General features: G+C 63.1%; 11 protein-coding genes and 1 other RNA gene. 4 read left to right on the top strand and 8 right to left on the bottom strand.

The annotated features are described in order from the left end of the window. Positions 1 to 95: 95 nt before the first annotated feature. A non-coding RNA gene (locus ABQZ00_RS17340) (sX9 sRNA) lies at positions 96 to 171 on the bottom strand. A 51-nt stretch (positions 172 to 222) separates the two neighbouring features. Next, complete coding sequence (locus ABQZ00_RS17335; RefSeq protein ID WP_115552864.1) at positions 223 to 921, bottom strand: AIM24 family protein; 699 nt, start codon at positions 919 to 921, stop codon at positions 223 to 225. Between the two features lie 205 nt (positions 922 to 1,126). Here ABQZ00_RS17335 and ABQZ00_RS17330 point away from each other — a divergent pair, with 205 nt between their 5' ends. The 3 genes from ABQZ00_RS17330 to ABQZ00_RS17320 all read left to right on the top strand — a co-directional run bounded on the left by ABQZ00_RS17330 (position 1,127) and on the right by ABQZ00_RS17320 (position 4,321). Next, entirely contained in the window at positions 1,127 to 3,226 is a 2,100-nt protein-coding gene (locus ABQZ00_RS17330) for an NHL repeat-containing protein (protein WP_323538633.1), read from the top strand. A 261-nt stretch (positions 3,227 to 3,487) separates the two neighbouring features. Next, on the top strand, positions 3,488 to 4,072 hold the full coding sequence (locus tag ABQZ00_RS17325) for a family 43 glycosylhydrolase (protein ID WP_323538634.1): 585 nt from the start codon (positions 3,488 to 3,490) through the stop codon (positions 4,070 to 4,072). A gap of 120 nt (positions 4,073 to 4,192) precedes the next feature. After that, positions 4,193 to 4,321 carry a hypothetical protein gene (locus tag ABQZ00_RS17320; RefSeq protein WP_323538635.1) on the top strand — a complete coding sequence of 43 codons (129 nt, stop codon included), beginning with the start codon at positions 4,193 to 4,195 and terminating at the stop codon, positions 4,319 to 4,321. A 153-nt stretch (positions 4,322 to 4,474) separates the two neighbouring features. On the opposite strand, the gene ABQZ00_RS17315 is transcribed toward ABQZ00_RS17320, so the two are convergent. The 5 genes from ABQZ00_RS17315 to ABQZ00_RS23870 form a co-directional block, all read right to left on the bottom strand. Then, positions 4,475 to 6,949 carry an XVIPCD domain-containing protein gene (locus tag ABQZ00_RS17315; protein WP_323538636.1) on the bottom strand — a complete coding sequence of 825 codons (2,475 nt, stop codon included), beginning with the start codon at positions 6,947 to 6,949 and terminating at the stop codon, positions 4,475 to 4,477. After that, on the bottom strand, positions 6,946 to 7,377 hold the full coding sequence (locus ABQZ00_RS17310; protein WP_323538637.1) for a hypothetical protein: 432 nt from the start codon (positions 7,375 to 7,377) through the stop codon (positions 6,946 to 6,948). Before ABQZ00_RS17310 ends, ABQZ00_RS17315 begins: the two co-directional genes overlap by 4 nt. Positions 7,378 to 7,544: 167 nt before the next feature. Next, positions 7,545 to 8,270: a hypothetical protein gene (locus ABQZ00_RS17305; protein WP_323538638.1), complete on the bottom strand. Its 726-nt coding sequence runs from the start codon at positions 8,268 to 8,270 to the stop codon at positions 7,545 to 7,547. Between the two features lie 404 nt (positions 8,271 to 8,674). Beyond that, positions 8,675 to 10,348: an alpha,alpha-trehalase TreA gene (treA, locus tag ABQZ00_RS17300; RefSeq protein ID WP_323538639.1), complete on the bottom strand. Its 1,674-nt coding sequence runs from the start codon at positions 10,346 to 10,348 to the stop codon at positions 8,675 to 8,677. A 479-nt stretch (positions 10,349 to 10,827) separates the two neighbouring features. Then, the gene (locus ABQZ00_RS23870; RefSeq protein WP_503064292.1) at positions 10,828 to 10,980 is read right to left on the bottom strand and encodes a hypothetical protein; all 153 of its coding nucleotides are present in this window, start codon (positions 10,978 to 10,980) and stop codon (positions 10,828 to 10,830) included. A 454-nt stretch (positions 10,981 to 11,434) separates the two neighbouring features. Here ABQZ00_RS23870 and ABQZ00_RS17290 point away from each other — a divergent pair, with 454 nt between their 5' ends. Continuing rightward, positions 11,435 to 12,451 carry a hypothetical protein gene (locus tag ABQZ00_RS17290; protein ID WP_311239672.1) on the top strand — a complete coding sequence of 339 codons (1,017 nt, stop codon included), beginning with the start codon at positions 11,435 to 11,437 and terminating at the stop codon, positions 12,449 to 12,451. A 384-nt stretch (positions 12,452 to 12,835) separates the two neighbouring features. Here the strand turns inward: ABQZ00_RS17290 and ABQZ00_RS17285 are convergent, their stop codons facing one another. Then, the gene (locus ABQZ00_RS17285; protein WP_055850497.1) at positions 12,836 to 13,753 is read right to left on the bottom strand and encodes a GAF domain-containing protein; all 918 of its coding nucleotides are present in this window, start codon (positions 13,751 to 13,753) and stop codon (positions 12,836 to 12,838) included. Positions 13,754 to 14,362: the final 609 nt, after the last annotated feature.

Here is a 14,362-nt window from a genome sequence, read left to right as displayed (position 1 = left end):
TCCACACGATATGCGCCAATAACGCACTGCGTATGCAGATGAAGTGCCCAGCCACGCATCACGCGGCTGGGCACTCCAACATCAGCTTTTAGAGTGGCTAGCAAAACGTAGCGAGCAGTCGTCAGGTGGGTGTGGACGGCGCGCAGGAACCGGAGTGTACGAGTGGTACATGAGGATTCCGAGCACCGGCCGCGCCCGCCTGGCGGCTGCACAGTAGTTTTGTTAGCTGCTCTTCGCCTGAAAACTTGCTTCTTCGTACGGCTGCACCACCACCCAGCCTTCGCCGGCGAAGCGCATCTGCAGGCTTTCGCCCGAGCCGCGGCCGAACAGCGTGCCGATCGACACATCGGTCACCAGCTCCGGGGTCAATGTGCCCGACCACGCCACCGTGGCGTTGGGGTCGGTAAACACCGGGCCGCTGGCGGCAGTCACCGGCAGCGTCAGCGGCTCGTAGTGCGAGGTGATCGCCACGATGCCGTGGCCGCTCAGGCGCACGTTGAACAGGCCGCCGGAGAGCATACCTGCCACTTTGCGCATCATCGTGATCTTGTGCTCGACGCCGGATTCGAATGCCAGCACATCATTGCCGTTGACGAAGATCGCCTCGCCATTCAAGCGCAGCAGCGTGACCAGCTTGCCGAGGTCGGCCAGATACACGCGGCCCTGGCCTTCGGCCTTCATCAGCTGCATGCCTTCGCCGCTGACGGCTTTTTTCAGCAGGTTGCCCAGCCCCTGTTCCAGCAAACCCTCGCGGGTGAACTTGACGTTGCCAGTGCGCGCAACCATGGCGCCTGCCTTGGACCACACCATGCCATCCAGGCGCACTTCCAGCAGATGCGGGTTTTCCAGCTCGAACGGATCAGGGCTGACGTCCTTTTCCTTGGAGTGGGCGAGAAATTCGTTGAGCGTGCGTACGGCCATGGGTCCATCCCTAGTACGTGAAAGAGTGCGCATGATACGCGGCCTGCGTGTCGGCAGTTCCTGCGCACGCACGCCTGCTGCCTGCAGTTGCCGCAGGTCGACGCCGCGTTGAGTGCGCTGCCTCGGCGCACGCGTGGCGCTGCACTCAACGCTCCAGGTTGCCGAACGCGTTTAAAGTGCGGTTCCTCTCATACACGCGACTGGCATGGCAACACGACGCAAGCTGTGGATCTGTGCAGTGCTGGTAGCAACCACGACCGCAGTGCTGGCGAGCTGGTGGTGGATGCCGGCGCCAACGGCAGTGCCGCAAGTACAGGGTCCGGCAGCGACGCCGTTGGGTTGGTCGGCGCAGCTGCAGTGGGTGGCCGGCAACGGAGTGCGTGGCGCGCAGGATGGCCGCGCGGCCGACGCGCAGTTTGCCGACCCCTATGGTCTTGCGATCGATGCGCACGGCACGCTGTACGTCGCCGATGGTGGCGATAACAACCGTCTCCGCACCGTGCTCGCCAACGGCAGCGTGCAGACTCTTGCTGGCGGGCGGGAAGGTTTTGCCGATGGCATCGGCGCGGTCGCAGCGTTCAATACGCCCTCGGGGATCGCCTTCGACACGGCCGGCAATCTGTATATCGCCGACACCGGCAATCACGCGATCCGCAAGCGCACGCCGCAAGGCGTGGTGACCACCCTCGCTGGCGACGGCAGTGCAGGATTTCGCGATGGTGCGGCGGCGCAGGCGCGCTTCAATGGGCCGATCGGCGTGGCGGTGGATGCGCAGGGGCGCGTGTATGTCGCCGATACCTACAACGACCGCATTCGCATCATCGAGCCTGGCGGTCAGGTGCGCACGCTAGCCGGTGGCGCCTTGCCCGGCATGGCCGATGGCGTCGGCGACCAAGCGCGCTTCGATACCCCGACCGATCTCAAGGTGGATGCCCACGGTGTGGTGTGGGTGGCGGACATGCGCAACGATGCGATTCGCCGTATCGCTCCCGATGGCAGCGTCACTACCTTGGTCGGCGGCGATCCTGCCGACCTCAGCCCGCTGTTGTATCGACCGATGACACTCGCCATCACCCACGACGGCGTGCTGTACGTGGGCGATGCAAGCGGTCGCGTGTTGCAGGTGACGCGCGCCGGGCATGTGGTGACGATGAGCGGCGAGAATGTGTTGCAACGCCTGTCGCGCCCGGCGGGGATTGCGGTGGATGCGCAGGGCGCGGTGTATGTCAGCGATGCGGGAAGCGCACGCGTGCATCGGCTGGTGCCGGCAACGGCGACGAACGTTGACGACACGCCCGTGGTCGGGCCGGCCGACGCGCAGCCCTTGCCCGTCACCCAAGGCCGCTGGCCGTTGCAACCGCAGACCGGCTGGCACGAGGTGGTCGGCACGCTCGGCGAAGTGCGCGGCAACTACCAGGGGCTCAGCCGCGATCATCTGCATGCGGGCCTGGATATCCGCGGCGATGTCGGTCAGACGGTCTTCGCGATTGCCGATGCCAAGGTGTCCAGCCCCAATGCCAGTTGGGGGCTTGGGCAACTGGGCGAAGGCATGGCGCTGGACACAATCGGCTACATCCATCTGCGCGTGGGCCGCACCGCGCAAGGCAAGCCGCTGGACCCGCAACGTCTCCAGTTGGTGAGCGATGTGGACGGCAAGCCCGAACGCATGCGCGTAGTGCGCGGCACGCGGTTTCGCGCCGGCGATGCGCTTGGTACGCTCAATGGCATGGCGCATGTGCATCTGACCGTGGGCGCCCACGGCTTCGAGCGCAATGCGGTGCAGCTGGGGTTTGTGGGCTACGCAGATCATGTGGCGCCGCGCATCGACAAGGTGAGCCTGCTCGATGCTGCGGGTCAGCCATTACCGGTGACCAACGGCGCGGTGCAGGTACCGCGCGCGGCGGTGGTGCAGATCGTGGTGGAGGCCTGGGATCAGGTGGATCGCAATCTGCCGCGGCGCCGGCTGGGGCTGTACGCACTGGGCTATCAAGTGCTGGATGCGCAGGGCGTGGCACTGCCGGGCGAGGCCGCGCCGCGCATGACGATCGTGTTCGACCGCATGCCCGCCGATCCGGCTGCGGTACTCACCGCTTATGCGCCCGACAGCGGCATCACCGTGCATGGCAGCGCGGTGACGCGGTTCCGCTATCTGGTCAGCAACACGGTGCGCGATGGCCGTCTCGGCAGTGGGCAGTGGCAGGCCGGTGCGTTGGGGCCGGGCGACTACACGCTGCGCGTTACCGCACGCGATTACAGCGGCAACACAGCGATGACCAATCGGGATCTGCGCGTGCGGGTGGAATGATGCATACAGCGTCGCGTCGGTGACCCCGCAGTGCATCGGCGACGCATGCGCGCGCAGGCGCCTGCGCACGACGGCGCTGCTATCGCGATCGGATCCACATAACTTACGCCCGGCACTCAGCTGCGTCGCACGCCTCGTCGCAAAACACGGTACCAAGCTGCCGGCGCCGTGCTTCTGAGATCGGCGTCGGATTCGTGGCATTGCCGCCGGGCTAGATTGCTCCTGCAGAAAACGTCTTTACGTTGTTCAAGGAGTGCGGCGATGCGCGTGGTTGCTGGCAGTCGAGTGGATGGGGGCTGGTCTGGAATGTCGCTGCGTGGCGGCGCAACCGCGTCACTGTTGGTCCTGGCCGCTGCTGCCACTGGCTTGCACAGCGCACCCGTGCAGGCGGCAGTGGGGCCGGGTGTGGTGAGCGGCGACACCATCGTGCACGACCCGTCGATGCTCAAGTTGGGCGATGGGCGTTACTACATCTATGCCACCACCGGTGTGGTCACCAGTACCGACCGCACCAAATTCAGCAATGCGGGCGCGATCTTCAGCAGCATGCCGAGCTGGGTGCGCAGCTACAACCCGGACAACCAGCTGTGGGCGCCGGATGTGTCCTTCCACGGCGGCAAGTACCTGATGTATTACACCGCCTCCAAGTTCGCCACCAATACCTCGGCGATTGCGCTTGCCAGCAGCAGCACCGGCAAGCCTGGCTCGTGGAAGGATCAAGGCATCTTCTACACCTCCAAAGGCAGCGACGACTACAACGCCATCGACGGCAATCTGGTGGTGGACGGTAACGGCAAGTGGTGGCTGGCGTTCGGCTCGTTCTGGTCGGGGATCAAGCTGATCTAGCTCGATCCGGGCACCGGCAAGCAGCTGTCCGGCAACACGGCGCGCTACAGCCTGGCGAGCCGGCCGTACCCGGGCGCGGTGGAAGCACCGTTCATCCAGCAGGCCAATGGCTGATACTACTTGTTCGTGTCGTTCGATGCGTGCTGCAAAGGCGCCAGCAGCACCTACAAGATCGCGGTGGGGCGTGCGCGCTCGGTGACCGGGCCGTATCTGGATCGCGCCGGTGTGGACATGCGCCGCAAACCTTAGGGTCAGGTTCACTTATCAATCGACGGCGCTTGGCTTGCGTAGCCGATGAGCGTGCCTGGTTCCGGCAAAGGGTCGGCTTTGGGCTTCGACCATCGCGCGGAAGGCAGGGTTGCCCAGGGCTAGCTACGCTGCAAACCTATTCTGAGAAGTTGATCAGACACTCATGCGCAGCGATTGCTGCCCATCTTGCTGTTGGCTGCGTGCCAATTCCTGCTGTCGTGTTTGCGTCTGCTCCTGGGCGATGGCTTGGTTGGCCGCTTGTAGCTTTGCATCCGACTGCTCCAAAGGGATATGAATTGCCTGGTCTATAGAAACGACGACGCGCTTGTGCGTCGGGTCGTCGAGGCGTCCCTCAACCGCGAAGAGGTTGCCGTTCTTGCCCATCAGCACATGGTCTACGCGCTGCAGTGCGTTGGCGGCGAGCGAGGTGTTGCCGGCGTCTGGATAGCGCTCGCGATTGTCCTTGCATGCCGCCAGCAGGCAGCGACTGACGCGTTCGCTCATTTCGTCATAAGGCTTGCCCACGCTCTGATCGATCTTGGCCACGCCTTCGCGGATCTGCTTCAACATGGCGTGATCGGGATGATCCGGATCTTGCGGGCCTGACGCTTGCGGTCGTGCGAGTGTGCTATGGCCGCGTACATCTTTGTCTTCCTGAGTTTTCTTCGAAGAGGTGTCCGCGTTGTCGTGGCTTTGCATCTGCGGGGCAGTGACATGGACCGTCGCTAGCGTTTTGATAGGTTCGGCAGCAGCCTGGGCTGCCGGCTGTGCAGCCGTACGCTGTGCGCCTACGGTCTGAGCTGCGTAGGTTCCATCAAGCTCTTGCTTCAAGTTTCCCTTGGCCTGGCTGTCCCAGAGCATACCGTCATGGGCCCATTGACCATCTTTGCCACGTTCGTAGAGGTCGCCGTCTGAGCCGACGATCCGGCCGGGATGTTTTAGCGCGTCATGCACTGCGGCGGGCATGTAAGCGTGACGCTCCCAGCCATTTTGCTCGTAGGTCTCTTTGTAGTGCGCGGCCATCGCTGCTGGCGTGTGCATCGCGTTCTGCCTGATGATTTGCTGCGAAGCGGCATCAAGTTGCGACGCACGTTGAGGGCTCGCCGTTTCGGTGTGCGTGCTCATCGTGCGATCGATCAGGCCATCAGCTATCTGGCGCGTCCACTGCTGCGTATTCGCGTTGTGCACCCACGGGGATTCGCGCAGGCTGCGCGTGTCGTGCTCGTTGGCCGGTTGGGTGTAGGGATCTTTATTCTGCGGCGGCGAACCGAGTGCCAGCTCGATAGACGTACGAGATGCTTTGAAGGTCAGCAAGTCCGCGACTTCCGGCGTGGCAACTTCGGTCCGCGTCTTGAAGAGCGGCACGCCGGCTTCGCCAAAGGCGACAGCTGCTGGATCGACTTCGCCAGTGCTGACGTCACGCGCCCACCGTTCTCCGGCTTGGTGATTCTCAAGGCGCCACGTATTGCCTTGCGCATCTTGTTGATGGGAAATGCGATGATCATTGATCACATCGGCCAGCTTGTCGCCGCCCACCGCGCCAACGATGCCGCCAACCGCACCTGTGACTAGTAAGCCCGGGCCAGACTCCACACCTAGCGCTGCGCCTACGCTACTGCCAAGCACTGCCCCGCCGAAGGTGCCCAGATTTCGTGTGGCGTAGCGGGTGACCTCTGCATCGGCCGCAGTGCTGTTGCCCTGCGCGTCCAGCCGCTCGGTGTTTCTTGCCGTACCGCCCAGGTCGTACACGGCCGCCGCCGCGCCCACAATGCCCAGCCCACGGACGGTGCCGGAGGAGAGCCTGCGCGATGCCGCCACCTCTGCGCTGAGCGCGGTCTCTGCGATGCCTACGGCTGGCGCATCCAGCCCGGTCGGTGCGCGGATCATGCCGGAGGCGCTGAGTTCTGCTGATGGCTTGAAGTGTGTTTGCTGCAGTTCTAAGCTTCCAGCGAACTCACGCGAAAATGTAACCTTTTCAATCTTTGAGCCGATGCTCTCTGGCGCTACAAAGATACCCTTGGGTGCCGCCTGGATAAAGTGTGTTTGCACCTCCGGCAGTACAGCGCCTGCGCCACCTTGTGCGTACAGTGCCTGCAACTTGGGAATCGGTTGACCGCCCAGCGAATTGACATTTGGGTTGTTCAGCACAGCAGGCACTTCAACCTGACCGAAGACACGTTCCAGGTTGGCAGCAGAAGCCACTACTTTGATGTCGCCACGCAGCGAGCTTGCGAATTCGTGCGAGGCCTCTCCCCAGAGGCATTTCGACAAGGACGTGGGGCTCTGTGAGGGAACCGCCGGGTCGCCGAACAAGAACGACGCAGCAGACTCCTTGGCCATCTTCGGAGGCAATCCCTGAGATCTGAAAATCTCGGAAGCCTTCTCCTCGATGGCAGTCCTGGCTTCCATGAGGAACTTGGCGCGCGGCGTATCGTTGATGATGGGAAGTCCAGTCTTTTCAGAAAGTTCAACCGCCATGACCTCGGATGAGACATCCCCGGCCCAACTACTGTAAAGAATTCCGCCCTGATCAACCGATTTTGCCGGATACGACCTTGCAATTTCAGATATTTCATCTAGAGATTCTGCTTTCTCTATCAGAGAGATCGAGGCGGCGTGGTCGCTCATATCTGAACTCCGGGCTGATCATTGGGCTTGATCAATGCCCAGTTCTCATTAAAGATTACCTTCCCCGTGAATATCGCCCCTCCGCTTTCACTGATGATCAGCGGCTTTTTCGTAAAGGAAGTGCCAGCCTGGATTAACTGGATGATGATAGTCTTTATAGGCTCAAGCTCTTCATCGGTGAAGGGGCGAACTGACCAGGCGGTAATTGGCATCCCAACCTGAAGCTCTACCGAAAATCCAAAAGAAACAACTGCTACGTCATAATGGGTTTGGTCTGGAAGCCAATCATTCTTTAGCTCTCCAAAATACTCCGTGCCATCAATTTCAATGGCGAAGGTTTCGTGACCAAGCTCGTCAGCACCCCGGATGCCACCTGAAAAACGGGCCCGACCTGCTGGCAAATCTATCCATTCAAATGTCGATGACATCTCAATTCCTTTGTTGCTGGATCCAAATGGTGTGGCTTATCGAATAGGACGATAGGCAATGGTAGTTATGATACATCCGTGCCAATGGCAGCCAGCAAGGGTGCGGCATCGGCAAGAGTGGCTACTCATTATTGCACCACAAGTGGCATGTAGTTCTTGGTGGCCGCTTACTTGCTGGAAGCGCTATCTTGCCGGTTTGCCTCTGCCAATAATTGCTCATACGACTGTACGCGTATACGTAGGCGAATGAGATGCCAGGACATCGCAAAAGCAAACAAGAGCGTAAAGGCCAGCACGCCCTGCATCAGGGTGATCTTGCTCAACACCGTCCAGTCACCCATACGCCAGTCTTTCAGCTGCAGATAGAGGGCGAGCAGGACGGGCATAAAGCCCAGCTTCTCCATGCCGCCAGTGAACAGCCCCAGGCGGTCGTGCATGTTGGTACGACGGTCGCGCATGAACGCCTCGCGTCGGCGTCGCTGCTCCAATGGAAACCATCGGAGTGCCGCGAGGATGGATTGGTAGTGGTAAAACTCCCGCTCCATCTGCTCTGCATGATCCGCATAGGGGCGGCGGAATCCAGGCCACTCACGCTTAAATGAGAGTGCGCCGTAGACCAGAAAGCCAGTCAACTCGACCGCAAGACCTATGGCTGCGAGATAGAGGCCAGTCTTGCCGCTCAACAGGGTGCCAGACAAGATACCCACGCCCGCACCGATCAATCCAATCGCCAAGCTCCAGCGCTCTACCGGACCGGCGCGGCTCTGCTCGGTTACGTGTGTGTAGTGCGCCATTGCAGCGGAAAGCGAGGGAAAGCTCAGGTCTACCAGTCCGATGGTTTCCCGATTGGTACTTGCTCCGCGTTCCGCCGCTACGTCATCTGGTGAACCCATCCAGCCTCCCTTGGCGATTGAGCGTCCAATCCATCTCTGTGATCCACAGTATTCCTTAGCTGCTCAATGCGCGCCAGCACGCTACGCAGAAGTATCAAGTGTCTCGCTATGCTGCTGTTGACAAGCGACGCCGGGCGCCAGCAATTTAAGCCCAAGGAGCGTCGAAACTCTTCACGTAGCGGTGCCCACCTCCGTCAAACCGGTGGGTTTTTTATGCCTGCATCTGTGCAGGTGCAACCGACGCGATGCCTGCGTCGGGAAGGCGGTTAATACAACACCGGCGAGGGGAATACGCCCGCCGGCTACTGGCTGTTCGAACCTCGCGATATCCCGGCCTACCGACTACCAGAAACGCTATGCCGTCAGCGACGCCGAGCAGCGCCCGGCATATCGCTGGCGCACACTCAGCGTGTCGCCGCTTCCGGCTTGCGTACGCGCTTTGCAGGCGCGGTCTTGCTGTCGGTACCCGGATACAGATTCAGCAGCATCAAGGTGACGCCATTGGTCCAGCCGAAGCCGTCCTGCAGTGCGTATTCGCCGCCGCCGCCGCCAGCCGCAGCGGCGTCCAGGCCGTATTTTTCGACCAGCTTGTGCTCGCGTGCGAACAGCGCCTGCACCTGGGTGAGGAAACGTTCGCCGATGGTGCGCGCCAGCGCGTCTTCGCCGTAGCGACGCAGGCCGTCCACTGCCACCCATTGCAGCGGCGCCCAGCCATTGGGCTCATCCCATTGCTGCCCGGTCTTCACCGCGGTGGTGGCCAGGCCGCCGGGGCGCAGCAGACGCGCGCGCACCACGGTGGCGGTGCGCTTGGCATGCGCGTCCGACGCCAGGCCGGCAAACAGCGGGTACAGCGCGGCGGCAGTGACCTGGTCGCTCAGCGCGCGGGTCTGCCAGTCGTAGTCGGCGTAGTAGCCGGCCGCATTCCACAGATGCGCGTCGATGGCCTGCTTGCGCTGCTGCGCCAATGCGGCGTAATCCAGCGTGCACTCGGCGCCCGGCTGCGCGCATGCCTGGGCCAGGGTGCGCTCCAGGTGATACAGCAGGCTGTTGAGATCGATCGGAATGATGGCGGTGGTGCGGATGGTGCGCAGGTTCTGTCCATCGGCCAGCCAGCGGCTGGTGTAATCCCAGCCACTTTCGGCGCCGGCACGCAGGTCGCGGTAGACCTCGGCGGCCGGGCGGTCTTTCACTTCGGCCGCGGTGCGAGTGTCGTGCAGCCAGGCTTCCGGGCGCGGCGTGTCGCGCTCGTCCCAATAGCGGTTGAGCACGCTGCCGTCGGCCAGGCGCACCGCATGACGGGCGGCTTCGCCGGGCTTGAGCCCGTCGCTGCCCTGCATCCAGTACGCGTATTCCTTTTGCAGCTGCGGCAGATACCGCTGATAGACAGCCTCGCCTTCCACGCCGGCCTGCAGCTCCACCATGTAAGAGAAAAACGGCGGCTGCGAGCGGCTGAGGTAATAGGTGCGGTTACCGTTGGGAATATGCCCGTAGGTGTCGATCAGGTAGGCGAAGTTGTCCAGCATCTGGCGGCTGAGCGTGGTCTCGCCGCTCTTCACCAGGCCCAGCATGGTGAAGTAGGAATCCCAGTAGTACACCTCGCGGAAGCGGCCGCCCGGCACCACGTACGGGTGCGGCAGCGCCAGCAGGCTGCTGTGCGGCGGCACGTGGTTCTGGCTGCGCACCAGCTTCGGCCACAGCAGATCGATGTGCTCGCGCAGCGCGGTGTCCTGGCGGATGGCGTCGGTCTGCACCGGCGGCGACTCTTCGAAATTGGCGTCCACGAACTTGCGCAGATCAAAGCCCGGGTGATCGTGCTGCGCCAGATAGTCGGCGTTGATCAGGGCCGGGTCGCGCAGCGGCAAAAAGTCGACGAAATGTTTCTGGTCGTCGAACAGCTCGCCGCTCTGCACCGCCTGGAATAGTTCCGGGTAGGCCACATCGGGCGTCGGCGGCGTGGACGCAGGCGCGTTGACGACCGGAGTATCCAGCGGCGCGGCAGTCAGCGTGCACGGCGCAACAAACATGCTCAGCGACAGGCCAAGCAGCGACGTGCAACACGGGGGCGCGGCAGAACTCATGGCATCTCCAGAACGGGCAGTGGCGTAGGGCATGGTAAACGACCAAAGTGGCGGGCGGGACTGCGTGAGATGCCGGAACGCCGACAGACTTCGCGCGGTGACAACGGGATTCAGCAAGGTGATCCGGCGCACCGCCGCAACGAGCGCCAATCCAGGCGTATCGGCGCGGATCCAGGCAGCTTGAGTGCAGCGACGGCGTGCTGAGTTAGATGCCATCGCTGCAAGAAGCGCGCCAGGGCATGGCAGCGGCCAGCGTTACTGCGCCGACACCGGGGGCGCCGTCAATGGAGACACTGGGGCATCCGCCGCACCCATGGTCTGCGTGGTAGTGACCGGGCGCATGTAGGGCCTGGGCGGTGGTCACCCTGACGCGCTGGTCTGTAAGGCTGGGTCCGACGTGCCGACATGCAACAAGCATCGGCCGGCGACGACGCCGAAGCGTCGCGGCGGGTGACGCCCGGCATGCAGCGGGCACTGCCTCAGACCCACACCCCCTGTTCTATCCACAACAGCGCCTGCAGCCTGCGCGCGTTGGGCACGACCAGGCCGGCGGCGGTGTTGTCGAAGATCACCCAGCATTTGGCTGGCGGCTGGCGGCTGCCGCGCAACGTGCGGCGCAGCGCACACCGCATCGTCCAGCGCCTGCAGCGCGCGCTCGTCGTAGCTGCTGCAGTAGACGCGCGGGCTGCCATGCCAGCGCCATTAAGACGGGCCGACGCTCGTGTCCGGTACTGCTGCCTGGGGTACTTGCGCAGGGTCGGTGGCGCAGCGCGCGATGCGGTGGCGCGTCAGCAGCTCCACCGCGGGTGGCAGGACCAATCTGGCGTGGCGCGGCTTGCAGACCACAGCGCTCTGGCAGCGCCGCCACCCGTGCATCGAAGGTGGCGCTGGGCGGCAATCGCGCACGCCAGCCGGTGAGGCGTTACGTTCAGCCCAGGCATGCGCTCAATGTGAATGGCGGCTGGTCCCTATTGAGCAGACAACGAATTTCAAACGCGCGTAAACGCCGCGCCGGCTAGATTTGCGCGCTCCGGACCGGGGTTGGTGGTGCGGTGCCCGTCTCTTCTCTTATCGGTCTCCCGCATTGTGATTACCCGCAGGAAGGAAGCGCTTGTCCCGCATGTTGCTGCAGCCGCATGCACGGGCGCCATCCTGTTTTTTCTTGCGTGTCTGTTGCTGTACATGCCGGCTCCGCGTCTGACCGTGCAGCAGGATGAAAGCCTGCAGGTGTATTTCCTGCCGCGTCCGCAGGTGACGCCGCCGGCGCCGGTCGAGCCGCCGCCGCAGGAGCAGCCCAAGCGGCAACAACGCGCCACCGCCGCTTCCGCATCGGCTGCCCGTCGTGCGCCACCGCCCACGCGCACTCCGCCGCCGCAACGCCAGGTCGCTGCCGCCAATGCGCCGGCCGATGCATCGATGGCAGCGCAGCTGTATACCCGCGAAGGCCGTCTGCGCATGCCGCTCGACACCAAGGTGGACCCGATGGCGCAAGGCGACGCAGTGCCGCCGGGCATGACCGATGCGCGGGCGCAGGCCAAGGCGCGCAACGTGATGGAGCGGGTCAACCCGGTGCAGTACCAGGACACGCGCTTTGCCAAGGATTGGAAGAGCGACGGCACGCTGGGCGATGTGGCGATGCAGGAAATGAATCGCGGCATGAAGAAGTTCAACGACATGCTCAACGGGCCGCAAACGCAGGTGGCCAAGGCACGGCCGCCGCCGGATGTACGCTTCAATCCTGCGCTGGCCGGAAATCAGGCCGAAATGGGCAGCGAAGCCACTGGCGATGCGTACAAGGCCGCGCCGATCGCGCACGAAACCTTGCCCGACCTCAAGGGCGAAGCCAGCCGCCGCATCCGCGAGGCATTGGCAACGTTGGAACAGCGCAGTGCACGCTGCGACGCGTCCAAGCGCAAATCGTTGCTGTCGCCGGTCCGCACGCATCTGTCTGACCTGGAGCGTGCCGAACACGCGCTCAACAATGGTGCCGATCCGGTATTGGCTGCGCAACTGTTGCCACGCCAGGCCGACAGCGCCTACGACCTGGCACGCCGCGCGCTGTGGTATGCCGACCGGCAATTGAAGCAGTGCGCGGTGGGGTAGGTGGGGTGTTTGCAGTGCCCCATTCCGCGTTAGAGACCGTCATGCGCTTCAAGCCTCTTTCCCGCCTGCGGGAGAGCTCTAAGGCGTCGGGGTAAGGGCACGGTGACAGACCGCCATCTGAGCACAGCGTAGGCATGCGCTGGAAACGCGCCAGGACGCCCCTCACCGCTCAAGCCGCACACCCAACACTGAGTTTTACTTTGCAAAGGCGTTGTGCCCATCAGGGTGAGAACAGTTGGCTGGATCGGCCAACGGCTGGCCCCCATCCGCCCTTCGGGCACCTTCCCCCGCAGGCGGGGGAAGGCAGTCCGCCGATCGCTGCCGTGAACCCCCTCTCCCGGCGGGAGAGGGGTGAGGGTACGGCTACTGCAGCGAAGCAGCGGCCTAGGCCAGACTCTGCCGGTAGCGATCCTTCTCTGCACTCAGCGCAATTTCCGCGCGTAAAAAGACCTGGCCGATCGGTTCGTCGGCGCGGGTGGCTTGCGCTTCGCCGAGTAACACCGTCAGGCCCAGCGCATGTTGCAACTGCGCGACGTCGCGCAGGTGTTGCAGCGTGCGTTCGGCATCCGGGTCGCGCAGAACGGCGATGAATTCCGCGCTGTCGGTGACCCGGTCGATGCTGTTGCCCGGCCCCTGCACCAGTGCGGCAAACGCCTGGTCGAGCTGTTGCAAGGTACGGCCGAGCAGCCGCTCGCTCTGGCGTTCTGCCAAGGCAGCCAGTTCCTGCACTTCCAGGATCACCAGCCGGTACGGAGTCTGGGTATCCGCGGCAGCGGCCGGCTGCAGGATTGCGGTGCGTTCTTGTTGCAGTGCTTCCTGACGCCCATCCAGCAGGTTCATGGTGACGCGCGCCAGCGCCTGCAATCCGGTGCGCTGGAGTTCGTTGAGCGAGCGCGGTTCTGTATCGAGCACGCACACAGTGCCTAGCGCCACGCCTTCGGTCGTCACCAACGGCATGCCTGCGTAGAAGCGTGCGCCGGTGTCGCCAGTGACCACGGAAATATCGCGGAAACGTGGGTCCTGGGTCAGGTCCGGCACTTCCATCAGGTGGCCGGGGTCGCGGATGGCGTGGTCGCAAACGGCCTGGCTGCGGTCGGTCTGTTGCAACCCCAGGCCAAGTTGCGCCTTGAACCATTGGCGGTCGCGGTCTACCAACGACATCAGCGCGATAGGCGTATCGCAGAGCGATGCGGCCACCTGCACGATGTCCTGATATGTATCTTCGGGCAGGCTGTCGACGATGCGGTAACCATCGAGGACCTGCTGGCGGGAGGCTTCATCTGCCGTCGGCATCTCTTTCATCGGATCAGCCAAACACCTGTCGAGGAGAGGGTCCAACCTTACCGGAATGGCCGATAACATGGCGTCGATATGAGAGTTGCCGCCGCCGGAAATTGACGTGCTGACGTGACGCGCGGGTTGCGGGCTGTTGATCAGGCCTAGCGGGCTGTGTTGCCACCTGCCGATGGTTCAGTTGTTGCTGCGGTCAACCGTCAATCAACGATCAATTGACCAATCAAACAACCGACCAGCGTGACGCGCGGAGTGCGGAGTGCCGATCGGTGCGAGCGGCCTGTAGTGCCACCTGCCGATGGTTCAGTTGTTGCTGCGGCCAACGGTCAATCAACGAATCAATAGACCAATCAAACAGCCGACCGACCAGCGTGACGCGCGGGCTGCGGAGTGCGGATCGGTGCGAGCGGCCTGTAGTGCCACCTGCCGATGGTTCAGTTGTTGCTGCGGCCAACCGTCAATCAATGAATTAATAGACCAATCAAACAGCCGACCAGCCGTTGCGGTTTAGCGCGAACAAAGTACCGAGCCGACTGCAAACCGTGGGCCGACCAATCAATCGGCCATTCGAACAGCCGGGCAATCGAATAACCGGATAACCAACATTCGATCTTCGGC

Source organism: Xanthomonas sp. WHRI 10204, assembly GCF_040202875.1.
In the GTDB taxonomy this organism is placed as follows: Bacteria; Pseudomonadota; Gammaproteobacteria; order Xanthomonadales; family Xanthomonadaceae; genus Xanthomonas.
The sequence above is the reverse complement of the archived record's forward strand: the minus strand, read 5'-3'. Positions and strand labels throughout refer to the sequence as shown.